This window comes from Halobaculum roseum (assembly GCF_019880245.1).
GTDB lineage: Archaea > Halobacteriota > Halobacteria > Halobacteriales > Haloferacaceae > Halobaculum > Halobaculum roseum.
The window spans coordinates 512,722-535,950 of sequence record NZ_CP082286.1; the positions used below are offsets into that span (position 1 = coordinate 512,722).

The following is a 23,229-nucleotide window of genomic DNA, read 5'->3' on the forward strand; positions in this document are numbered from 1 at the left end:
CCAGTTTTCGATCCGACAGCGACAAAATCCTACCCCGGCCGATCGGAGAACATCGGATCGAACCGCCGCCGGTCCGGCCGTCCGACGAACTACTCGGCGTGCTCGCGCTTCAGCGACAGCACCGTCCGCTCGAACGTGCACACGAGCGTCTCGCCGTCGTCTGTGTCCGGATCGAGCCTGTACGCGTCGACGCGCATCGTCACGACGCCGCGCTCGCCGTCGCTGGTCTCGCGCTTGTCCAGAACCGTCGACTCAGCGCGGACCGTGTCGCCGTGAAACACCGGGTTCGGGTGCTCCACGTCGTCGTACGAGAGGTTCGCGACGATGGTTCCGTCGGTCGTGTCCGGAACGGACAGCCCGGTCGCCAGCGCCATCGTGTAGATGCCGTTCACCAGTCGCTCGCCGAACTGCGTGTCGGCGGCGAACTCCGCATCGAGGTGGAGCGGCTGCTGGTTCATCGTCATGTCGCAGAAGACCTGGTTGTCCCGCTCGGAGACGGTGCGGCGCTTCTCGTGGACGATCGTCTCGCCGACCTCGAACTCCTCGTAATACTTGCCGGCCATGCGTGGGGCGACGGCGGGACGGGTGAAAACCGTGCGGGAACCGTCGCCGACGCCCGACGCCGGTCGCCGTCGTTGCGGGCGCCGACACCTTCCGACCGGGGAGCAGTCGGCGGGATTGATACGCCGGTCCGACGAACCTCGACCTATGCCACGACGCAGCGTCATGTTCTCGCCGGGCGACCGCCCCGAGTTGATGCGCAAGGCGCCCGCGACCGGCGCGGACACGATCGTCTTCGACCTGGAGGACGCGGTCGCGCCCGGCCGCAAGGCGGAGGCGCGGAGGGCCGTCCGCGATGTGCTCTCGGACCCCGACTTCGACCCGAACGCGGAGGTGTGCGTCCGCGTCACCGGAACCGAGACGTACCGCGATCTGGAGGTCCTCACGGACGACGGTGACGCCGCCTTCGACGCCGTGATGCTCCCGAAAGCGGAGTCGGGCGACGCGGTCGAGCACCTCGGCGACCAACTCCGCGAGCACGGCCGCCGGGTGCCCGTGATCGCGCTGATCGAGACCGCCCGCGGCGTCCTCCGCGCCGAGGCGATCGCGGACGCGAAGCCGACCGACGCGGTCGCGTTCGGCGCCGAGGACCTCTCGGCGGACCTAGGCGCGACGCGGACGGCCGAGGGGACGGAAGTGCTTTACGCCCGCGAGAGGACGGTCACCGCGGCCGCAGCCGCCGGCGTCGACGCGATCGACACCGTCTACACCGACTTCGGCGATGAGGCGGGGCTCGCCGAGGAGACGCGCTTCGCGGCGACCCTCGGCTACGACGGCAAGATGGCGATCCACCCCTCGCAGGTGCCGGTGATCAACGACGCGTTCACCCCCGACGACGAGGATATCGCGTGGGCCCGGCGCGTGCTCGACGCCCGCGAGGAGGCGGCAGCCGACGATCGCGGGGTGTTCGAGGTCGACGGCGAGATGATCGACGCGCCGCTGATCGCGCAGGCAGAGCGCGTCCGCGAGTACGCGCGGCTGGCGGACGTGTGGGAACAGGAGAGACAGTAAGGGTCGGCCGTTCGATCCGGGTCCCTCGCCGCGTCGTTACCGCGTCAGGGCCACAGGCCGCGGACGCTCTTCGCCTCCGCGATGCGGTCGAGCGCCACGACGTAGGCGGCGTCGCGCCAGGTGACGTCCTTGTCCTCGACCTCGCCGCGGACGGCGTCCCACGCCGAGAGCATCTCCGACTCCAGTTCCTCCTGGACCTGTTCGAGCGTCCACGTGCGCCGGTTGATGTCCTGGAGCCACTCGAAGTAGCTGACGGTGACGCCGCCGGCGTTCGCGAGGATGTCCGGGATGACGTGGACGCCGCGTTCGGCGAGGATCTCGTCGGCCGGGAACGTCGTCGGGCCGTTGGCGCCCTCGACGACGATGTCGGCGCGGATCTCGTTCGCGTTGTCGACGGTGATGACGTTGCCGACGGCGGCCGGGATCAGCACGTCGACGTCGAGTTCGAGGATGTCGTTCCCCTCGTCGAGCAGGTCGGCGCCGTCGGCGTCGGCGCCGTACTCGGTGACGGCGTTCGGCTGCTCGGCGAAGCTCGGGATCGCGTGCGTGTCGAGTCCCGACGGGTCGTGGACGGCGCCGCCGGAGTCGGAGACGGCGACCACGTCCGCCCCCCAGTCGTCGAGCAGGCGGGCGGCGTTCGCGCCCACCGAGCCGTACCCCTGCACGGCGACGGTGAGGCCGTCGAGGTCGAAGTCGTAGTACCGCGCCGCCTCTCGTGTGATGATCGCGACCGAGCGACCGGGGGCCTCCTCGCGCCCCTCCGAGCCGCCGACGACGGGCGGCTTGCCCGTGACGACGCCGGGGATCGTCTCGCCCTCCTGCATCGAGTACGCGTCCATGAACCACGCCATCGTCTGGGCGTCGGTGCCCATGTCGGGCGCCGGGATGTCCTTCTTGGGCCCGACGAACTTGCGCAGTTCCTCGGCGAACCGGCGGGTCAGCCGTTCCTTCTCGTCGGTCGACAGCTCCTTCGGGTTGACGACGACCCCGCCCTTCCCGCCGCCGAAGGGCAGGTCCATCACGGCGCACTTCCAGGTCATCCACATCGAGAGGCCGACGCACTCCTCCTCGCTCACCTCCGGGTGGAAGCGCAGGCCGCCCTTGTACGGGCCGCGCACGTCGTCGTGCTGTGCGCGGTAGCCGGTGAACACCTCGACGGAGCCGTCGTCGCGCTCCAGCGGGACCGCGACGCGGTGGACCGTCGTCGGGTGCTTGAGGCGCTCGATGACGCCGGGGTCGACGTCGAGGTGGGCCGCGGCGTGCTCCAACTGCCGTCGCGCGGTCTCCAGCGCCGATTCGGGCTCGTGCTGTTCGTCGGTGGCGACGCGCTTCTCGCCGGTGCCTGCGGTTCCGGTGGACATGATGGGTGTCGACCGCCGCGAACGCGGCGGCGTCGATGTCCGCCGGTCGGAGACAGATGAATATAGTATTGATGGTATGGTCGTTTCTAAGGTATATATATTCAATAATATCCGAGAGGATCCCGACGGTGCTCGGCGTCGGCCGGCGACGAACCGGCGCTTCTCCGTTCTCCGGTAAGCATAACCCCCGACCGACGGAACGGTGGACCAATGACTGACCAAGCGAACCCATTCGAGAGCCTCCAGGAGCAGATCGACGACGCGGCGGCGCACCTCGACGTGGCCGACGACGTGCTCGAACGGCTGAAACATCCCGAGCGGGTGCTTGAGTTGAACCTCTCCGTCGAGTTGGACGACGGGTCGCTGGAGCGGTTTCGGGGGTTCCGGTCGGAGTTCAACGGCGACCGCGGCCCGTACAAGGGCGGCATCCGCTATCACCCGGGCGTCACGCGCGACGAGGTGAAGGCCCTATCGGGGTGGATGGTGTACAAGTGCGCCGTCGTCGACATCCCCTACGGCGGCGGCAAGGGCGGGATCGTCGTCGACCCCTCGGACTACTCCGACGCGGAGATCGAGCGGCTCACCCGCTCGTTCGCCGAGGAGCTGCGCCCGCTCATCGGCGAGGACACGGACATCCCGGCGCCCGACGTGAACACGGGCCAGCGGGAGATGAACTGGATCAAGGACACCTACGAGACGCTGGAGAACACGACCGAGCCCGGAGTCGTCACGGGGAAGTCGCTGGACACGGGGGGATCCGAAGGTCGCGTCGAGGCGACGGGTCGGTCGACGATGCTCACCGCCCGCGAGGCGTTCGACTACCTCGACAAGGACATCGAGGGCGCCAGCGTCGCCGTCCAGGGGTACGGCAACGCCGGCCACATCGCGGCGTACCTCATCGAGGACATGGGCGCGAACGTCGTAGCCGTCTCCGACTCCTCGGGCGCCGTCTACGCCGAGGACGGCCTCGACACCCGCGACGTGAAGGCTCACAAGAACGAGACGGGATCGGTGGCGGGCTACGCCGGCGCCGACGAGGAGTTCTCGAACGAGGACCTGCTCACGATGGACGTCGACCTGCTCGTGCCGGCCGCGCTGGAGAACGCCATCGACGGCGACCTCGCCCGCGACGTGGAGGCTGACGTGATCGTCGAGGCCGCGAACGGGCCGCTCACGCCGGAGGCCGACGACGTGCTCACTGAGGCCGAGGTACACGTGTTCCCCGACATTCTCGCGAACGCCGGCGGCGTCACCGTCAGCTACTTCGAGTGGGTCCAGAACCGCCAGCGGTTCTACTGGACCGAGGAGCGAGTCAACGAGGAGCTGGAGCACCACATCGTGAGCGCCTTCGACGACCTGGTCGAGAGCTACGAGTCGCTCGACCTGCCGAACTTCCGCACGGCGGCGTACGTCGTCGCCGTCCAGCGGGTCGCCGACGCGTTCGCCGACAGCGGCAACTGGCCCTGAACGGCCGTCGGTCGCGACGCTCGTACCGGCTCGCGTGAACGGAATCGGTCTCGCGGATCGAAACCGATCTCGTGGATCGGAACCCGTGCGATCGCCTCGCACGACCGGACTATCCCTATTGTCGCGGTCATCCTCCGTGTTCACATGCAACGCGCGCTCACGAGGCGACGCCTGCTCGGAGCGCTCGGGGTCGCAGGATCCACGGCGCTGTCGGGGTGTGTGGGCGGTATCTCCGGGCGCGGAGACGGCGCGATCACGGCCGGCGGCGCGTCGGGACCGCCCCAACGTGACGGCCCCCTGTATCAGCCGTGGGATCACGAGACGGTGCGGGAGGCCGTCGTCGACGGCGGGCCCGGGAAGGACGGTATCCCGTCCGTGGACGATCCGTCGTTCGCGCCCGCGAGCGAGTCGGACCTCGCCGACGACGAGGTGGTGTTCGGCTACGCGGGCGCCGAGGACGTGAAGGCGTACACCCAGCGCGTGCTCGTCTGGCACGAGGTCGCGAACGACACCCTCGACGGGACGCCGGTCGCGGTCACCTACTGCCCGCTCACCGGCACCGCGATGGGGTTCGAGCGCGGCGAGACGACCTTCGGCGTCTCCGGACGGCTGGTGAACAACAACCTCGTCATGTACGACCGCGCGACCGACTCCCGGTGGCCGCAGCTGCTCGCGACGGCCGTCGACGGCCCGCTCGCGGGCGACCAGCTCCGCGAGTTCCGGCTCGTCTGGACGACGTGGGGACGCTGGCGCGAGACCCACCCCGACACGCTGGTGTTGACAGAGGAGACCGGCTACGCCAAGCGCTACGGCTCGGATCCGTACGGCAACTACAACCCCACCAGCGGCTACTACGGCGGCGGGGGGCCGCTGTTCGCGTCGCTCGACGAGGGGTGGGCCGAGACGCTCGACGAGCCGAAGCGCGTCGTGATCGGCGCCAGGACCGCCGAGGGTGCCGTCGCGTTCGACAAGCCGTCGTTGCGCGAACGCGGGCTGCTCGAAACGGCCGGCGACGGGGACGGCGACGACGGCTTGCTCGCGGCGTACGACCCGGCGCTCGACTCGTCGTGGGTGTACCGCCGGGGCGCCGGGAGCGTGGCCCCCGGCGACGATGAGGGGCAGTTCGTCGTCGACGGCGAGACGCACCGCGCGGGCGACCTGCCGCTGGAGCCTGTCTACGCCTTCGACGCCATGTGGCACGCCTGGGCCGGCTTCTACCCGGAGACCGCGTATGTCTCGTGAACACGAGCCCCCGGAGGATCGGGGTCCGACCGCCGTCGCGGCGACGGCGCTGGCGCGCACCCGCCGAGGGCTCGCCGCCGCGCTGGCCGACCCAGTCGCGGTGGCGGTGCTGCTCGCGTCCACCGCGGTCTATTCGCTCGTGTACGCCGTCGCCGTCGGCGATCTCGGGGCGGCACCCCGTTCGGCGGGCGTCGCCGGCGCGGACGCCGGCGCGGTCTCCGTGACCGCCGTCCCGGCGCCGCTCGCTCGCGCGGTCTCGGGGGAAGGCGTCGCCCTCGTGGCGGTCGGTCCAGTCGAGTACCTGTTCGTGCCAGCGACGCTGGCGGTCGCCGTCGCCATCGGCCTGCTCGTGGGCGCGAACCTGGCGCTATCGGCGCTGGCGTGGCGACGGCCGTCCGTCTGCGATATCTCTCCGGCCTCGGGACTGGCGGCCGGGCTGCCGGCGCTGCTGTCGGGGACGGCCTGCTGCGGCCCGCTGGTGTTCATCGTCCTCGGGATACAGGCGACGAGCGCGGCGCTGACGGCGATCGCGTGGCTGCGACCGGCCGCCGTGCTCCTGCTGGTCGCCTCGCTGCTGTGGGCGGGATGGCGCCTCGACGTTCAGGCCTCCTCCCCGTCGGGGAAGATGCTCTCGGGGATGTAGGCGGTCACCGTCCAGTTGGGCGCGTCGACCACCTCGCTGATCTTGAGGTCCATCGCCGCCGAGCACAGCAGGTACGCCTCGCCGCGGGTGAGCCCACGGTGCTCCGAGAGGTGGGTGATCATGTGGCGGGTCGCCTTCCTCGTCGCCTCCATCAGATCGGAGTCGATGCCGGTGGTGGCGTACATCGGCTCGTCGACGCCTGTCGGCGTGAACGGCCCCGAGGTGGCGAGCTCGGGCTGTTCGATGTCCAGGTCCTTCCGGACGCGGAACCGCGCCGTGACGAACATCGGCGCTTCTACGCCCGTGACACACACCTCGCCGTCGCCCTGGGCGGCGTGACAGTCCCCCGTCGAGAACAGGGCGCCCTCCACCTCGACCGGGAGATACACCGTGGAACCGGCGGTCATGTGTTTCACGTCCATGTTGCCGCCGACCGACCGCGGCGGGAGCGTGTCGTGCTCGCCCGCCTCCGCGGGCGCGTTGCCGATGACGCCCGGGAACGGGTCCAGCGGCACCTCGATGCCGTTCACGAACGTCCCCACGTCGCCCTCGAGATCCCAGATGTGGATGCCCGGCTCGTCGAACTCCTCCGGGAGCAGACCCAGGCCCATGTCGCCGGGGAAGTACAGGTTGTACCCCCAGCCCTTGTGCTGGAGGTCGAGCAGTTCCACTTCGAGCACGTCGCCCGGCTCGGCGTCCTCGACGTACACCGGGCCCGTCAGGGGATGGACCGGATCGAAGCTCACGTCCATCACGTCCTCGGCCGTGGTTTCCACGTCGACCTGGCGATCCACCGCGTCCCGGCACTCGAACCGGACCACGTCGCCGTCCTCGACGGTCAGCGCCGGCTCCAGGGAGTTGTCCCACGCCGAGTGGATGTTGCGGTCGGCGTCGGAGAGGCGGTAGTCGACGGTGTACGACTGCTCTTCATCGTGGCCGTAATGTGGCATGTGATCACCGTTCATACCGAGGCGTCAAAAACACGCCCGAACCGGCGTTCCGAACCGGAAGCCGGCGCTCGCGACCGGGGACGCTCGCGGGGACGGGCTACGCCGGCGAGTACACCTGCTGTGCGTCGCGGGCCGGAACAGCTGGGCGTCGTCGTCACGGCGGCGATACTCGGGCTCGTGGCCGCGTATCAGGCCGCCGCCAGCGAAGCGGTAGAACACCCGCTCCGCGCCGGGTTTAACCGGAGAGAACCGGCTCGAATGCGGACGGAAGCGAGGGCGGGGCGAAACCGGTCAGTGCTCCTCGCGCCGGAGCGCCAGCCTGGCAGCTAGGGCGACCCCGACGAACGGGAGCACCTGAAGCGGAGTGATCGAGTTCAACGGGCCGATTCCCGTTCCGATCTGTTGCTGACTGTTCGGCGGTCCGCACGACGTCACGCTTCCACTGGTTCCGCCCGAGAAGGTGCACTCGTCGGTACTCGACTTGACCACCACCGTCGAGACCGTTTCCTCGGACGACCAATCCGACTCGATCGGCTCGCCCTCGTCGTTCGTCACGACGTCCGTGATCTCGACGCCCTCGTCGTCGCCGCCTTCCGGGGCGAACGCGTTCCCGTTCCACTCGAACTTCACCAGGAGGCTTTCACCCTCCGGACAGGGGTCGTTCACCTGCTGGGTTCCCCCCTCGACGCAGAACGCGATGAAGCTGATCCCGGCGAGGTTCGGCTCTGTCGTCGTAGTCGTCTCGGTGGGCGTGTCGGTGGGGGTGTCTGTTGGCGTGTCGGTGGGGGTGTCTGTTGGCGTGTCGGTGGGGGTGTCTGTTGGCGTGTCGGTGGGGGTGTCTGTTGGCGTGTCGGTGGGGGTGTCTGTTGGCGTGTCGGTGGGGGTGTCTGTTGGCGTGTCGGTGGGGGTGTCTGTTGGCGTGTCGGTGGGGGTGTCTGTTGGCGTGTCGGTGGGGGTGTCGGTTGGCGTGTCGGTGGGGGTGTCGGTTGGCGTGTCGGTGGGGGTGTCGGTTGGCGTGTCGGTGGGGGTGTCGGTTGGCGTGTCGGTGGGGGTGTCGGTTGGCGTGTCGGTGGGGGTGTCGGTTGGCGTCTCGGTGGGGGTGTCGGTTGGCGTCTCGGTGGGGGTGTCGGTTGGCGTCTCGGTGGGGTCACAGTCGACAGTGACCGTTTCAACGGTCATCGACGCCGAATGTTTCGAACGCGTCTTTATCCGGTACTCGCCGTTCTCGAGTTCCTTCAGGTGGTACATCTCGCCGGCACCGAGCACAACGTGCTTATCGAAGTGGTCCGGCCCCTCGATGGTCACTTTGACCGTGAGATGGTTAGGGTTCTCGAGGACGAGTTTGCCGCCGTCATCGCGACACTCGATATGGGTGCCGACTTTCTTGAGATCCTTCTCATCCTTGTCGTCTTTCCTGTCTTTCTCGTCCTTGTCGTCTCTCTCATCCTTGTCGTCCTTCCTGTCTTTCTCGTCCTTGTCGTCTCTCTCATCCTTGTCGTCCTTCCTGTCTTTCTCGTCCTTGTCGTCTCTCTCATCCTTGTCGTCCTTCCTGTCTTTCTTCTCCTCCGGACAGTCGCCGTGGAGAAGGTACGCGGCGCCAGCGTTGGTAGCGCCGGAGTCGTTGCGCGGCGCGCCGACGAGCACGTCCGCGGCGTCATCGCCGTTTACGTCGCCCGCGTCCGCGACGGCGAAGCCGGCACGGTCGCCCGCGCCTTCGCCTTGCAGTTGCGCGTCGGCGTCATCCAGAGCGACCGTTCGCCGGTCATCGTCGTCGCCCGAAACCACGTACGCGACGCCCGTGTTGTTGCCGCGCTTCGTGTCGACTCGTGGCGCGCCGACGAACACGTCCGCGTACTCGCTACAGTCCCCGCCGACGAGCGCGACCGATCTGCCGGCGAGGTCGCGCTCGTCCATCCCGTACGCCGTGATGTTCGCATCGGTGAGGTTGCCGTCGGACAGCGATTCACGTCCGAAAACGACGTACGCGGCGCCGGCGTCCTTCGCCCGCTCGTCGGCGAACGGCGCTCCGACGACGAAGTCGTCGATCCCGTCGCCGTTCACGTCCTCCGCCCCCGCGAGGGAGTACCCGACCCTGTAGCCCGGCGCGGGGCCGTCGAAGCGTGCCGTCGCGGACGAGAGGCTCTCGGTTCCCGCGTCGAACACGTCCGAGAGGACGTAGACGGCGCCCTGGTTGTCGCTGGTCGTCCGGTCGACCTCCGCACCCAGCGCGCTCGCCACGACCTCGTCGCGGCCGTCGTCGTCCACGTCGCCCGCGCCCGCGACAGCGGAGCCCGCCAGGTCGTTGTCGTCCTGCCCGAGGAAGGTGCTGTCGGCGTCCTCGAGCGAGATCGTCCCTTCGGGGCCCGCAGTCATGTCGACGACGTACAGCGCCCCCGATTCGTTGCCAGCGGACGTGTCGACTCTGGGCGCCCCGACGACGACCGCACCGCCCTCGTCGTCGGCGTCTTCCGTTCCGTCGGTCGCGTCCTCGGCGCTCACGACGCCGACCGAGAAGCCCGCCATGTCGTTCTCGTCGACACCCTCGAGCGTCACGTTAGCCGCCGAGGAGAGCGACGACTCCCCCTCGATCGACGGTCCGCCGTAGATCACGTACGCCCCGCCCGGGCCCGTCCCCGGCGCGTCGGTGCCCGGGACGCCGACGACGATGTCGCTGTACTCGTCGCCGTTCAGGTCGCCGCCCGCGAGGGACCATCCCGCAGAGTCGTTCTCGGCGGGACCGGTGAACGTCGCGTCGGCCTCCGACAGGTCGATCTCCTCGGGCTCGACGGGACCGTAAAACAGGTACGCCGCGCCGCCGTTCGATTCCTCGGTATCGTTGTTGGGAGCGCCGACCAGTATATCGTCGTGGCCGTCCCCGTTTACGTCGCCGACGCCAGCGACGGACCAGCCGGCGTTGTCGCCCTGACCCGCCCCGATAAACTTCGAATCCGCCTCTTCGAGGTCGATCTCGCCACGCAGCCGTTCACCTCGGTTCGGTCCGTACTCGGGATGGTCGCCGTCCACTTCGTTCAGGTCCGTGTCGACGTTCACTGCCGTGTTCGCCGCGGCCGTATCGTGCGCGCCCGCCGCTCCCCCCCAGCCGACGACCGGAGCGAGAGCCACTATCAGAACGAGTACCAGCACACGCAGACCGCCGTGACTGCTTGTTCGCATACCACACATACAGATCAACAAGCGGTATTGTTACTCTGACAACATGAATGCCGATATGCGGGTAGATCGAGTCTACTTTCGGAAATCGTACGTTTCGGGAGCGATAATCTGTGAACGCTCGCGCGGCCTTCGGCTCCACGACGCCGGGTGTACAGAAACATCGGGCATCTGGCGTGAAATGCTCCCGATGCGACCGGGTCTCCCCGCACACGCTCTACATGACGCGGACGGTGTCTCTGATGGAGTCGGAGACGGTATCGCTGAAGGTATCGTGGACGGCGTTGCTGTTGGTGTCGCTGTCGGAGTTGGAGACCAGGAAGGAACGACGTCGCCGTGTCAGTCTCGGCGGGTGTCGTACTCGCCGTCGCCGTGTGTTCCGCGGTCTTCGTCGGTCATCGCCCCCCGAAGGTGGCCCAGCCGGCGACCGGCGCGACGAGTAACCTTAGCGTGGACAGAAGGACGGTGTCGCTGTGAGACCCTCGGGGTCCATCCCCGCTATCACGCGGTCGTTCGTTTGGTTAGCCGCCGTGCCGGACAGATCGACGCTCAGTAGACCGAACGTGCGTGAATCAGCTCGGCGGCGTCGGCGGGGGTCTCGATGGCGTCAGTCCCCCATTCCGGCGCAACATCGACGTACTTGACCGGCGTCCACGGGCGGAGGGGAGAACGGATCCGGCGACTGAGAGTCGGGGGAGGCCGCAGACTGACGGCCGACGGGACAGCTCCGGGATCGACCCCGTACGACTGGCCGCGGCTCCGAGGTATCTCACGTCTCTTCGGAGTACCCGTCTCTTCTCGCCGTGAGTTCGACTTCGGCATACGCCTCGTCGAACGACGCCGAGCAGGCTCGGGGAGCCCGACGAAGCGTAGCTTCGTCGAACTACGCTGAACGGAGTTCAGCGAGTTCGATGAGGCTCACGCCTCGTCGAACTACGAAAATCGGAGATTTTCGAGTTTGACTTCGACTTACGCCTCGTCAAACAGGGTCTCGCCGTCGACCATGTGCTCCTCGACGGTGTCCATGTCGAGGGTGAGGCCGATGCCGGGCTCCTCGGGGATGGTGATGTAGCCGTCCTCGATCACGTCCTCCTCGACGAGGTCCTCCCACCAGCCCAGCTCGTAGGAGTGGTACTCGACGGCCAGCGAGTTGGGGATGGCGGCGCCGACGTGGGCGCTCGCCATCGTCGCGACCGGCGAGGAGACGTTGTGCATCGCGACCGGGACGTAGTACTGGTTCGCCACGTCCGCGATCTTGCGGGTCTCGCGCATGCCGCCGACCTTGGGCATGTCGGGGGCGATGATGTCGACCGCCTGGTTCTCGATGAGCCGGCGCTCCTCGGTGACGCGGTAGCGGTTCTCGCCGACCGTGATCGGCGTGACGGTGGACTTCGTGACCTCCTCCTGCACCTCGAGGTTCTCCGGCGGGACGGGGTCCTCCAGCCACCACACGTCGTACTCCTCGATGGCGTCCGCGAGACGTTTGGCCGAGCCGCCCGAGAACGTCCAGTGGCAGTCGAAGGCGACGTCAGCGCGGTCCTTCACGCGCTCGGTGACCTTCTCGACGATCTCGGCCTTGTGGCGGATCTCGCCCGGTCGGAGGTGGCGGTTCGCGCGGTCCTTCTCGAAGCCGGAGGGCACGTCGAGGTCGAACTTCAGCGCGTCGTAGCCCAGATCCTCGACGACGCGCTCGGCCTCGTCGGCGCACGCCTCGGGGTCCGCCTCCTCCTCGGTGTGGCAGTCACAGTAGACGCGCATCTCGTCGCGGTACTTGCCGCCCAGCAGCTGGTAGGCCGGGACCTCCAGGATCTTGCCCGCGAGGTCGTGGAGCGCGACCTCGATGCCCGAGATGGCGCTGACGGTCACTCCCTCGACCGACCCCTCCCCGGACATCTTCTGGATGAGGTGCTCGTACAGCCGGTCGATGTCGAGCGGGTTCTCCCCGACGAGGAACGGCGTCATCCGCTCGATGAGTTCGGGGACGCCCGCGCCCCAGTACGCCTCCCCGGTGCCGACGATGCCCGCGTCGGTGTACACGCGCACGAGCGTCCACGGGAAGTTCCCGTCGACCATCGTGCACTGCACGTCCGTGATCTCCACGTCGCGACCGCCGCCTCGCTTCGCCGTCACGCCCATCGTCTCCCCGGAGAGCTCCCGCATCGTGTACTCCGCGTTCGGGTCGTGGAGCGAGTCGTAGTTCCGGCTCATACTCGCCTGTTTACTCGCATTAGTGTAAAGGTTGGCAGTCTCTCGCGGGGGTCGGTCGCGACGGATGGTCGGAGGTGCCCCGGCGGAACGAGTCAGCGACCGCCCGACGAGCGGACCAACTCGACGGCGCGGTAGGCGCCGTACGAGAGCGCGACGAACCCGACGGCGAAGACGACGGCGCCGACCGCGAGGCCGTAGTCGCGCCAGGCGACGTTGACGGCGACGAGCAGGATGTACACCAGTCCGGCGAGCGCGGGCACGCCGAGGATCGTCGCGATCAGCGACTTCGTCTCGTCGAACGGGCGGCGGGCGGACACGGTGGTTGGTCCGACACGCCCGTGTGTGCTAAAGGACACGGGTTCCCGAGCGTCGCCACGACGGTCCCCAGAACCACTCCACGGAGAGGGATTCCGTAGTTAACTGGTACTCTGCCGATCGACGCTCACGCCCCCGGTACCTTCGAAGCGGACTCCCCTCCACACAGTGGCACATACTTAATTATATTCAGACAACATGTGTGGCATATGGGAGCGGACGTACACGGTGGGGTGGGGCCCGCCATCGACGAAAACTGGTCGGACGGGACGGCGATGCTTCTCGAGGTTCCGGGGCTCGATCCCCGCGAGCGAGTCGCATGCCGCAGGTTGTTACCCAACTCCGACGGGATCGCCAGGTACTGTCGCTTCTCGTTCAGACGCTCCGTCGACGATCAGTTCACGGAGATCTGCCGGCACGGCGACGAGTTGCCCGACCATGGCGTGTGTGTACAGGTTCGCGGGGGGATCGGGGGAGCGTTCGATCCGACGACCGGCGGTTCCGACGAGGGTCCGCTGTCGGTTCAGACCGTCACCGACCCGTCGAACGTCACGAAGCTCGGGATCACACTGACGGAAGTGATCGACGAGGCGCCCGACGATGGAGCGACGGCGATCTGCTTCGATTCGCTGACCGTCCTGTTACAGTACGTGTCGCTGGAGGAGGCGATCCAGTTCGTGAGTTTGACGAACAGTATCGTCGGCGGGTCCGGCGGCTCCATCCATTATCACGTCGACCCGAGCGCACACGAGACGGAGACGATCGGGGCGCTTCGCCAGGTGATGGACACCGTGGTCAGCATCGACGAGATCAGCGAGGCGTGAGAACCGATCGTAGTTGACAGCCCGTGTTCGTGTGGCAGGTCCCGGTGTGGCCGTTGGGTGTCCCGTCCGGGGGACGGTCACTCCAACGAGACATCCCCGTCCTCATCGTACTCGACCGTCGCCTCGAACAGGGAGGCGAACGTTCCGATCGTCTCGGTCGTGTGTCGCGACGGATCGAGGTGATACTGGGCGCGAGCGTTCGCGGTCGAGATCCGACCGGTGAGGACGTGGAGAAACCGGAAGATGCGTTGGTGTTCGGTGCTCGCTTCGAGCAGTTCCGACAGGGAGTGCATGCACACGGCAGTCTCGTTCGTCGAGTCCATCCAGTCGGCGATCGTCCGACTGATCAGGATACCGATGCGCCGGAGGTCCGTCGGGTCCGACACCCGCTGAACGTTCACCGACCGGTCGAACTCGCCGGCGGAGACTCGGTCGCTGTACATCGGGACGTGGATCACGGTCAGCTCCCCGATCTCGACCGGCAGATAGTTCCGAAGGATCGACAGCCGCTGGAGGGGCGATTCGTTGATCGCGACGAGCACGACATCGATCGGCTCACCGGACCGACCCGCCAACAGCCGGGAACAGAGGATGTCCTCGATGACGGCGCCCTCGGGGCCCTTGACCAGCACGTTCGGGATGTCTCCGACCAGTTCCAGCAGCGTCGCGATGGTGTCCTCCGCTGACGACGACACTCCTCCCGTCTCCGGCGAATCCACGGCGTCCCAATCGTCCATCGCGTATCCGTCCGGGTCGGCGTGGTCGGTCCGGTTCGGTTCCCCGCCGGTCCGTCGATCGATCGATTCCGCGAGATCGGAGAGCGTTCGTGACCGGGACTCTCCATCGGGTGTGGTGTCCGTGTCGCGACCCTCCTCGCCGCCGTCTACGTCCTGGGCGATGTCCCGGAGGGCTCCAAGATCCGACTCGGTCTCGTCCGCGTCGGGATCCCGTGACTCGTCGCTGCTCACACGTTCTTCACGCAAGACGATCATAAAACACTGTCCCGATAGTACAGCGGGTGGAGCGTATCCCTAACGCACATCCGGGATCAATTAGCTGATCGAACGAGTAAAACAACGGCCTCGAACGCCCGGAGGCTCACATCACCGCTCGTCCTGCCAATCGAACCGGTCGGCGGCGTCCGCGCCCCCATCGGACTCGTCCGTCCCGTCCGGGCGGGAGTCGGAGTCGGTCTCCTCCGTGATATCGGTGGAGAGTTCCAGCGGGAGATCCGCCGGGTCATCGACCTCCTCGGACTGAGTTCCCTCCGATCCGCCCGCGTCCTCCGAGCGGGGCCTCTCGGGTCGTTCGGGAGGCGTGTCGATGGTGGGTTCCGAACCCGCGTCGGTTTCCGACGGCGTACGTGGATCCGGCTGCGGCGAAGACATCCCTCCCTCCGGCGGGTTCGATCGGGTCCCAGCCTCCGGGTTTGACGAGGGCGAGCGCACGTCCGGCTGGCTCGATCTATCCGTCTCTCGGTCCAGTTTCGGGGGGGATCCGCCCCGACGGGAGCGGTCCGCTCGACCGCCCGATCGGCCGGTTCCTCTCGTCTCGGCGATCGCAGTCGAGAACAGGAACCACTTCGGCTCCTCCCGGAGGCCGGTGAACGGTTCCTCACAGCCCGGGCACTCGGGATCGGTCAGCAGCGACAGATCGACCGACTCCTCGCAGTGTTCACACGTCGCCTCCGAGACGCCGAGTTCCATCGCCGTCCGCATGAGCTGTCGATGCCGATCGGTCGATCGCCGGAGTTCCTTCAACTCCGTGCGGAACTGCTCGACCGTCTGTCGGTGGTCCGCCTGGATCGACTCGGTCCGCTCCTCGAGCCCGTCGGTGGTCCGGACCAGATACGTGAGAATCGTTTCCAGGTCCTCGAACTCGGCGTCGAGTCGGTCACGTATCGCCTCCTGCTCCCCGGACAGCGTCGAGCGGATCGACTCCAGCTCTTGCCGTAGATCCTGGATCCGTGCGACGGTTATCGACTCGTGGTTCTCAAGTTCGTCCTCCAGCTCGTCCAGGCGGTCGCCGATCTCGTCGACGTTCGCCTCGAGCTCCGCCCCCCGGTTGATGTCGGCCTCCAGCTCCGCCTGCAGGTTCGCAACCCAGTTCAGGAGCTCGTCGATCCGTTCGGGTTCCGACGAGCTCTCCCCGTCCGTCGTCGTGTTCTCCGACTCCCGCTCGGCGTCTCGGCTCTCGTGTCGCGGTGACGGGGTCGACCGGGAGGGATCCTGACTGTCGATGTCCTCCCGTCTCGTCGACTCGAGTAACTGCGTGACTTCGTTCAGGGTCCAATACGACGAGAGCAGCCGCTCGAACAGTTCTTCCTCGGAGATCCCTTCGGAGGCCGCCTGCTCGGCTAACCACTCCTCAAGCGAGTCATCCGTCCCGTCGGAAGCGCTATCATCTGAGGAGTCGTTTGCCATTCCCATCGAAACCAGTTGGATAGCCTTACGCTCCGACCGTGAAAACAGTACCGGACAAATACTCCGGCATTTGTCCGTCTCGCCGATAAATTAGGACGGATGCGGATAAATAATTGTCTTCCTTCTCGGATAGTATAGTATTCGCTGCAACCGCCGACGATCATCCGTCTGTCGACCATATAGGTTAACTAACGTCAACTCGTAGTAACGCGCACCTACCCAGCATGTCCCGGTCACTGTGGTATCTCGGCGTGTTGCTTATCATCGCCGGGGTCGTGTTCAGTGCCGTTCCGACCGGGAGCTACAGTACGATCGCGGGGTCGCGGCCGGTCGACATCTCGATCGCCGACGACGATTCGGCGGTGATCGCGCTCGTCGACACGGGGGAGTCGGTGACGAACCCGGGGCAGGGCGGGGGCGGAACGCCGGTCGCGAGGCTGTTCAACAACTTCGATTCGACGCTGACGGTTCGGTTCGACGTGGCGGTCGATACGGAGGCCGTCACCGTCTCCGATCCCGACGACCCGGTGACGATCGCGCCGAGTGACGGCCACCAGATCACGGCGCGGTGCACGCCGAGTGTCGGTGGCTCGGGGACGGCAACGCTCACCCTCACAGTCATCGAGGCGACCGGCGACCGGGCCCGCGTCACCGACGCGGTGCTGACGGCACAGTTCCCCTACGACTGTCCGGGTGGCGGCGGCGGCGGGAACGAGCCGCGCCCGGGGAACGGTGTCGCGTACATCGACACCGACGGCGACGGCGAGTACGACGAGGGGGAGGCCACCCTCACCGCGGAGGAGGTGGCGACCTTCGACAACGACGACGCCGAGCTCGTCGTTCACACCGACGGGGAAACGGTGTCGACGCGACGGGAGATGGATATCACGGCCGCTTCGGTGACCGTCCGGGGAACGACGCTCTCCAGTAACCGGGGAGTGTCGATCGCCGCGGACGGCGGCACGGTGTCGTTCCGCGACGCGACGGTTCGGGGGAACAACGGCCCCGTCGAGATCGAGGGGCGGTCGCTCACCGCCGAGGCAACGACGATCGAGACCAACCAGGGGATCGGCGTCCAGACGGAGACGGAGCTCAGCGTCACCGACTCCACGTTGCGTGCGCAAAACGGCGAGATAGCCCTCGAAGGGGAGCGCATCTCCGCACGCGGGACGGAGTTCTCCACGAACGAGGACCTGAGCCTCGCCGCGGACGGCGGGCCGGTCGACATCGAGGACGCGAGCCTCACCTCACAGAACGGCGAGATCAGTGTCTCCGGCGCCGGCGTCTCGGGTGCCGGCGCCTCGATCACGACGAACGACGCCGTCTCGATCGACAGCGAGGACGGGACGGTCTCGCTCACGGATGCGACCGTCGAGTCCCAGAACGGGGAGATCGCCGTTGCGGCCCGCGAGCTGGACGCGTCGGGCGCGAGCATCCGAACGAACAGGGAGATCTCGCTGACGACCGACGAAGGCCCGCTCACGATGCGTGATGCGGCGGTGACCTCACAGAACGGCGCCATCGAGATCGCCTCGGCGGCGACGCTCGATGCCCAACGGGCGACCGTCGAGACGAACCGCGACATCTCGCTCGGCTCGGTCGGCGACATGACGCTGTCCTCGGCATCCCTCCGGACGCAGAACGGCGAGCTGACGGCCGAGTTGGATCTAGAGGCGGCGACGCTGACCGTCGACGGACTCACGATCCAAAGCCGGGGCAACACGCTTACGTACAGCCCCGCGGAAGCGACCGTCTCCGGATCGCCGGCCTCCGGTCAGGTCGTGTCGGATTGACCGTTCGCACGCGGTCCGTTCGGCTGCTGGTTCGGTCGAACGGCTGAGGCCACCGACTGCTTCGACGGACGAACTCGAAGCCGACTCACGGTTCGTGCCGTCTCCGGGTTCCCTCCAGCGAGCCGACCCATTCCGTGCCTCACAGGAATCGCCGTTTGAACCGCTGGACCATGGTGATGTTCCGTCCGGTCGACCGGAGCCGGATCGGCCCGGCGCCGACGGAGAGGAGGCCGAGCGTCACGGCGACGCCGGCCAGGAACAGGTCGATCGCCGCGATCGCCACGTACGGGTGCACCGCGTGTAACGAGAGGATGACTGACCGCGGCAACACCGGAATGTACCGCCACTCGCCGATCGCCCGGCTGTACGCGCCGGTCTCCTCCGGCGCCCTGATACGCAGGGTCGTCGTTCGTTCCGAGCGCGCCGGGACGACGAACACGGACTGAGAGACACTCAGATCCGGGTGTTGCGGTTCGACCACGGTCAGCGTCGGGACGAACCCGTCGTTGATGACGCGGTACTCGATCGTCGTCTCGGCACCGGCACCGACGACGAGCGGGTTGTCGTTCGGCGACTGTGAGCTGACGATGTCGAAGGAGGTCGTCCCCGACGCCACCACCATGCTCGCGGTCGCCGGTGCCACGACGATCAGGACGATCACCAGCAGGAACGTCGACGTTCGAACGTAGTCCTTGCGGGACCGCGATCGACTGGTTCGGCGGTCACTGCCTGCGGATCCCGTGACCAGACTCACGACGATCAGTCCGATCCCGACCCACACGAGCGACTGTGCCGGCCCCGCCCCCTGCAACAGGGCCCCGAGGTTCAACGTCGACATGACGACGCCGATGGCCCCCGTGGCTACGCCCTGAATCGCGAGCACTCCCGTTCCGAGGTTGGGAATGACGACCACCTGCCCGTTCACTTGGAGCGCCTCGGCGACGATCCGCGACTCCGGGACCGGCGGCTCGACGCTCTCCTGATCGGTAAACGGGTTGGCGTCCCCGCGAGTGATATACCCCTCCTCCGTTTCGCCGACGACCCGGTGTGTCGTGAGGCCGCCCCCCTGGAGCTCCTGGGCGTCGAACACGACGACGTCGCCCTCCTCCGGGGGCGGCGTCAGCGCCGCGGGCACGGCGATGAACCCGTCACCCGGCTCAAGCGTCGGCTCCATGCTCCCCGTCTCGACGTAGCCCAGCAGGACGGGTTGGCCGGCCGCCTGGCCGAACAGGAGCGCACCCGCGCCCAGAACCAACAGGAGCAGCACCAGGTTCTGGAGCGCGTCGGAGAGCTTCACGAACTCCAGTTGACGGCCGGATACGTTAAATCGTTGCTCAGAAAGTGCGCGCATCGCCGACGCGACCGAAGTCCGTCGGAAGCGATGGTGCGTGTCCGCGTTCTAGGTGCGTCGTCGACCCCGAACACGGTCGTCGAAGCGTGGAAAGCTCGGCTTGAACGGGTATATGATTGCTTGTAGCTGTTTCCAGCAGAGCTTGGAGACGTTCAAGCACGTGAATACAAAGTGGGTAGGGGGTAAGGGAATACTATAGACACAGACACGCTGTGTAAGAGGATACTATGGGAATCAACAGACGCAACATTCTGATCGGACTCGGTGCAGTGGTCGGGGGCGGCGGCGCCCTCGTGAGTACGGGCGCGTTTACCACCGTGAGTGCGGAGCGGTCGGTTGAAGTCAGTACGGCAGGCGACGCGAGCGCGTTCCTCACGATCACGGGGGACGACCAGTACGTCACCGACGACAGCGGCGACGGAACGCTCACGATCGACCTGGGTGGCCCCGACAGCAACGGATTCAACCAGGAGGCGGTGACGACGCTCGACGGCGTCGTGACGATCACCAACAACGCCGCCGACGACAGCTCGGCGACGGTCGGCGTGTCGACCGACGGAGCTGACACCGCGGCAGCGGCCGGGTCGGCCTCGCTGCTGATCGAGGACGGGGGCGACGCGGTCGCGGAGGTGACGTTCTACGTCGGCGAACAGGACGCGAACTCCATCGACGACGGATCCACCCAGAGTATCGACGCCGGGAACTCCGCCGAACTGGACGTGAAGATCGATACGCGGAGTGACACACTCGACGATTCCGACGCGTCCACCGGCGGACTCACCATCGTCGCAGAGGAAGCCTGAATATTCAAGTAATCCGAACATAACAGAACGCTATACTAATGCAACGAAGAAAGTTCATCACGGCGGTCGGGACGATCGGTGTCGGATCGGGAATGGCGCTGGGGACGGGTGCGGTCGACGCTGTAACCAGTAGTAACGGTGACAGTAGCTTCCGGGTCGTCGCTCCGGGTGCGGACATCACCATCGATCCCCCAAGCAGTTCGAGCAGTCCGGTCGAAACCGGTACGTCCATCGATTTCGGGGCACTGGAGATCGGCGACCTCCCCAAGGTCGCCGTCACGGACGCCGACGGGATGGTTCAGATCGAGGTCGCGGTGGAACTCGGGACAACACCGGGCGATGTCGGAACGGTGTTCACCGTCACGAACAACAGTAGCACGACGGCGTACGATGTCGGCTTCACGTACACGGGGTACGGCGAGACAGTCACCGGCGGCGAGTACGATACCATCGATCAATCAGTCGCCCAGAGTGCGTTCCAGCTGATCGACGGAGAAACGGACTCGAGTCCGTCCACGTATTCGCCTACCGGTGGTGGTACGGATCCCGCGAACAGGTTCTCTCTCCCGAACAGCTCCGATAGCAAGGAAGTCGCCCTCTCGATCGACGCAGGCCTGTCCGAGCTCACGAACAACCTCGGGAACGACGGGACGTTCGATCAGGACGTCTCCGAGAACGACTTCTCCAGTACCTCCTACAGCCTGATCGAGGAAGTCACTGCGAACGCCCAGGGAAGTTCCCAGTAATCGGTAGCCCCGATGCACAGACGACGCCAATTCCTCGTCGCGGTCGGGAGCGCGGTCGCGACGGGTGGTGTCGTCGGGTTGAGTGCCTCCTCGTCGGTTGCATCCAGCACCAACGCCGACTTCCGTATCGTCGCGCCACAACTGATCACCCTCACCCCGACAAACGACCCGCCGATCCACGTTCGAACGAACGACGACGGCTACGTCACAGCGATCACGCCCGGGGGCGGGGAACGGGGCGTCAACGGGCACGCGATCACCCGGTTCGAGGACATCGTCGACATCACGAATGCGACCACGGCCGACCTCACGGGGATCTACTTCGAGTTCGAGGCGACCAGCGACACGCTCGACGACGGGACGCTCGCCGATATCGAGGCCGCGCTGGTGGTCACCGCGGGATCGGAGCCCCTCGCCACGACCGGCGAGTCCGGCGACGACCTCCTCGCTGCGAGCGACGACCCGACCGTCGCCGACGGCGTCCTCGGGCCCGGCGAGTCCGTCCCCTTCGGCGTCCAGGTGAACCTCATCCCCGAGACGGCGCCGGGTACGATCTCGTCGCTCCCGAGCGGCGAGTACGACGTGCGGCTGCGCGTCATCACCGAGCGAGACGGCTGAGGACGGCACAACCGGCAGGAGTGTCCCCTTCTATCGATCCGTCCGGTCGTTAATTATAGTCACCTCCCCAATACATAGGTGGAATTATGGGTCTCTTACCTCTGTAGCAGGGTAGCCCGATGGCACAGCACGGCGATGACGGGTTGCTCGCCGCGGAGACGAGCGAGGGGGACCTCTCCCGCGATGAGATATTCGAGCTCATCAGCAATCCGCGTCGGCGCCACGCGATCCGGTACTGCAAGATGCAGGACGGGCCGGTCCAACTGGCCGACCTCGCCGAACAGGTGGCCGCGTGGGAACACGACAAGGAGATCGCGGACGTCACCTCCAGCGAGCGGAAGACGGTGTACACGTCCCTCCAGCAGACCCATCTCCCCCGGCTCGACCGGGCGAACGTCATCGACTTCGAGAACGGAACCGTCGAGTTGACCGACCAGATACGGCAGCTGAACATCTACCTCGATATCGTTCCCGAGGGATCGATCTCGTGGGGCGTGTACTATCTGGGGCTGTCCCTCCTGTCGATCGTCGTTCTGGCCGCGTTGTGGTTGGACTTTCTGCCGACCGATCCGCCGTCGGTGCTCGTGTACCCGACGGCGGTCGTGGTCGTCTTCGCCGTCTCGGCGGTCTATCACACCTACCTGAACCACCGGTACCGGTTCGAGGAGTTCGAGCGCCCCTGAACCCGACGCGGACCGTCGGGTTCGAGATCAGAACTCCAGCCACATGTCGGTCTCCTCGGCGTCGTGCGCGTAATAGTAGATCTCGTCGCCGTCGATCACCGCGTACGCGTCGAGTTCAGGGTCGAAGATGACACGACGGCCGGAGTCGATCGCCACGTCGACGAGGTCCTCCAGGGTGAGGATCGAGATGTACTGTTTGTCCGACTCCGTCGGGAACTCGCCCCGGGAGATCCACTCCTCGTTGCGGTCGTGAACGATGTTCACGCGGAGGGTTTCCGGGTCGGCGGTCCGTTCGATCCGAACGACCGTCGCGCTCAGGAGGATCAACACCAGCCCGAGCACGCCGATACCGCCGTACTCGAACGGTGTCGGCGGCTGTCGGACCTCACGGGTCACCGTCCTCGACCGGGTTTCCTCGGCGCTCGGCTGCTCCTCGAGGTAGTAGGCCTGACCCGACAGGACGAACGGCGTGGTCGTCGAGTACGTCCCGTCGTACCGGTCGGTTTCGTACGTGGTGTTCACGACGACGGTTATTCGAAACTGCCCGGCGCCGCCGACCACCGCCTGTCTCGCCAACAGCGCCTCACGGATCCGGCTGACGTTGACCGTGGCTCGATGCGTCACCGTTCCGTTCGTCGGCGTGGACGTCGCCTCGATCAGCGTTCGACGTTCCGAGAAGAACGGTCGGTCGTCCCGGAGCCCGACCGTCTCGATGGCGAGCGTGTGCCCGACAGCCTCCAACCGGCCGTCCGGCCCGCTTGTCCGGGTGACGAACGTCAACTCCGGCGAGACGGACGTGAAGTACACCGACCGATTCCTGAGCGTCGTCCCCCGATCGTACAGCGTCGTGTTTCCGGTGACGACCGCCTCGGTATCGACGTCGGTCTCCATGGACTGGACGTTTCGCTCCTCGGAGACGGTCTCGACGGTCGGCGTGGCGAAGACGTACCCGGCGGCGACGAGACAGAGCAGCCCCGCGATCACCAGCGAGACGGCGAGCGGGCGGGCCCGCTGTGCGATGAAGTACGTGGCTCGGTCTTCAAACGCCATCGATCACTC

The 23,229-nt window shown here is 66.8% G+C and carries 20 protein-coding genes; 10 read left to right on the forward strand and 10 right to left on the reverse strand.

What is annotated here, in order from left to right; genetic code table 11:
- Nucleotides 1-89 precede the first annotated feature (89 nt).
- On the reverse strand, nucleotides 90-563 hold the full coding sequence (locus K6T36_RS02660) for a MaoC family dehydratase (RefSeq protein ID WP_222922477.1): 474 nt from the start codon (nucleotides 561-563) through the stop codon (nucleotides 90-92).
- Nucleotides 564-708: 145 nt separating this feature from the next.
- On the opposite strand from K6T36_RS02660, the gene K6T36_RS02665 reads away from it, so the two are divergent.
- Complete coding sequence (locus K6T36_RS02665; RefSeq protein WP_222922478.1) at nucleotides 709-1,572, forward strand: HpcH/HpaI aldolase/citrate lyase family protein; 864 nt, start codon at nucleotides 709-711, stop codon at nucleotides 1,570-1,572.
- Between the two features lie 44 nt (nucleotides 1,573-1,616).
- Here the strand turns inward: K6T36_RS02665 and gdhB are convergent, their stop codons facing one another.
- Nucleotides 1,617-2,933, reverse strand: coding sequence for a glutamate dehydrogenase GdhB (gene gdhB, locus K6T36_RS02670; RefSeq protein ID WP_222922479.1), 1,317 nt, complete (start codon nucleotides 2,931-2,933; stop codon nucleotides 1,617-1,619).
- A gap of 210 nt (nucleotides 2,934-3,143) precedes the next feature.
- On the opposite strand from gdhB, the gene K6T36_RS02675 reads away from it, so the two are divergent.
- From K6T36_RS02675 to K6T36_RS02685, 3 genes are all read left to right on the forward strand, one after another.
- Nucleotides 3,144-4,400 (forward strand): Glu/Leu/Phe/Val family dehydrogenase, encoded by a 1,257-nt coding sequence (locus K6T36_RS02675; RefSeq protein WP_222922480.1) that lies wholly within the window; start codon nucleotides 3,144-3,146, stop codon nucleotides 4,398-4,400.
- A gap of 144 nt (nucleotides 4,401-4,544) precedes the next feature.
- Complete coding sequence (locus tag K6T36_RS02680; protein WP_222922481.1) at nucleotides 4,545-5,642, forward strand: DUF3179 domain-containing protein; 1,098 nt, start codon at nucleotides 4,545-4,547, stop codon at nucleotides 5,640-5,642.
- Entirely contained in the window at nucleotides 5,632-6,285 is a 654-nt protein-coding gene (locus K6T36_RS02685) for a hypothetical protein (protein ID WP_222922482.1), read from the forward strand. The genes K6T36_RS02680 and K6T36_RS02685 overlap by 11 nt, the downstream gene beginning before the upstream one ends.
- On the opposite strand, the gene K6T36_RS02690 is transcribed toward K6T36_RS02685, so the two are convergent.
- The 4 genes from K6T36_RS02690 to K6T36_RS02705 form a co-directional block, all read right to left on the reverse strand.
- Complete coding sequence (locus tag K6T36_RS02690; protein ID WP_222922483.1) at nucleotides 6,243-7,235, reverse strand: acetamidase/formamidase family protein; 993 nt, start codon at nucleotides 7,233-7,235, stop codon at nucleotides 6,243-6,245. The genes K6T36_RS02685 and K6T36_RS02690 overlap by 43 nt on opposite strands.
- A gap of 291 nt (nucleotides 7,236-7,526) precedes the next feature.
- Nucleotides 7,527-10,286, reverse strand: a complete 2,760-nt coding sequence (locus K6T36_RS02695) for an integrin alpha (protein WP_222922484.1) — start codon at nucleotides 10,284-10,286, stop codon at nucleotides 7,527-7,529.
- Between the two features lie 1,089 nt (nucleotides 10,287-11,375).
- On the reverse strand, nucleotides 11,376-12,614 hold the full coding sequence (locus K6T36_RS02700) for a mandelate racemase/muconate lactonizing enzyme family protein (protein WP_222922485.1): 1,239 nt from the start codon (nucleotides 12,612-12,614) through the stop codon (nucleotides 11,376-11,378).
- 92 nt (nucleotides 12,615-12,706) lie between these two features.
- Nucleotides 12,707-12,931, reverse strand: coding sequence for a hypothetical protein (locus K6T36_RS02705; RefSeq protein ID WP_222922486.1), 225 nt, complete (start codon nucleotides 12,929-12,931; stop codon nucleotides 12,707-12,709).
- 207 nt (nucleotides 12,932-13,138) lie between these two features.
- On the opposite strand from K6T36_RS02705, the gene K6T36_RS02710 reads away from it, so the two are divergent.
- The gene (locus K6T36_RS02710; protein ID WP_222922487.1) at nucleotides 13,139-13,753 is read left to right on the forward strand and encodes a DUF7504 family protein; all 615 of its coding nucleotides are present in this window, start codon (nucleotides 13,139-13,141) and stop codon (nucleotides 13,751-13,753) included.
- Between the two features lie 77 nt (nucleotides 13,754-13,830).
- Here the strand turns inward: K6T36_RS02710 and K6T36_RS02715 are convergent, their stop codons facing one another.
- Nucleotides 13,831-14,721: a DUF7504 family protein gene (locus tag K6T36_RS02715; protein WP_222922488.1), complete on the reverse strand. Its 891-nt coding sequence runs from the start codon at nucleotides 14,719-14,721 to the stop codon at nucleotides 13,831-13,833.
- A gap of 135 nt (nucleotides 14,722-14,856) precedes the next feature.
- Nucleotides 14,857-16,176, reverse strand: coding sequence for a hypothetical protein (locus tag K6T36_RS02720; protein ID WP_222922489.1), 1,320 nt, complete (start codon nucleotides 16,174-16,176; stop codon nucleotides 14,857-14,859).
- A gap of 224 nt (nucleotides 16,177-16,400) precedes the next feature.
- Here K6T36_RS02720 and K6T36_RS02725 point away from each other — a divergent pair, with 224 nt between their 5' ends.
- A complete protein-coding gene (locus K6T36_RS02725) occupies nucleotides 16,401-17,969 on the forward strand; it encodes a hypothetical protein (RefSeq protein ID WP_222922490.1) in 1,569 nt (522 codons plus the stop codon).
- A 139-nt stretch (nucleotides 17,970-18,108) separates the two neighbouring features.
- On the opposite strand, the gene K6T36_RS02730 is transcribed toward K6T36_RS02725, so the two are convergent.
- Nucleotides 18,109-19,266, reverse strand: a complete 1,158-nt coding sequence (locus tag K6T36_RS02730) for a signal peptidase I (RefSeq protein WP_222922491.1) — start codon at nucleotides 19,264-19,266, stop codon at nucleotides 18,109-18,111.
- Nucleotides 19,267-19,547: 281 nt separating this feature from the next.
- Between K6T36_RS02730 and K6T36_RS02735 the strand changes: the two genes are divergently transcribed.
- The 4 genes from K6T36_RS02735 (at nucleotide 19,548) to K6T36_RS02750 (ending at nucleotide 22,170) form a co-directional block, all read left to right on the forward strand.
- A complete protein-coding gene (locus tag K6T36_RS02735; protein ID WP_222922492.1) occupies nucleotides 19,548-20,123 on the forward strand; it encodes a hypothetical protein in 576 nt (191 codons plus the stop codon).
- Between the two features lie 38 nt (nucleotides 20,124-20,161).
- Complete coding sequence (locus K6T36_RS02740) at nucleotides 20,162-20,869, forward strand: hypothetical protein (protein WP_222922493.1); 708 nt, start codon at nucleotides 20,162-20,164, stop codon at nucleotides 20,867-20,869.
- A 12-nt stretch (nucleotides 20,870-20,881) separates the two neighbouring features.
- Nucleotides 20,882-21,487 (forward strand): hypothetical protein, encoded by a 606-nt coding sequence (locus K6T36_RS02745; protein WP_222922494.1) that lies wholly within the window; start codon nucleotides 20,882-20,884, stop codon nucleotides 21,485-21,487.
- A 119-nt stretch (nucleotides 21,488-21,606) separates the two neighbouring features.
- Nucleotides 21,607-22,170: a DUF7344 domain-containing protein gene (locus tag K6T36_RS02750; RefSeq protein ID WP_222922495.1), complete on the forward strand. Its 564-nt coding sequence runs from the start codon at nucleotides 21,607-21,609 to the stop codon at nucleotides 22,168-22,170.
- 27 nt (nucleotides 22,171-22,197) lie between these two features.
- Here the strand turns inward: K6T36_RS02750 and K6T36_RS02755 are convergent, their stop codons facing one another.
- On the reverse strand, nucleotides 22,198-23,220 hold the full coding sequence (locus K6T36_RS02755; protein ID WP_222922496.1) for a DUF5305 family protein: 1,023 nt from the start codon (nucleotides 23,218-23,220) through the stop codon (nucleotides 22,198-22,200).
- Between the last annotated feature and the right edge of the window lie 9 nt (nucleotides 23,221-23,229).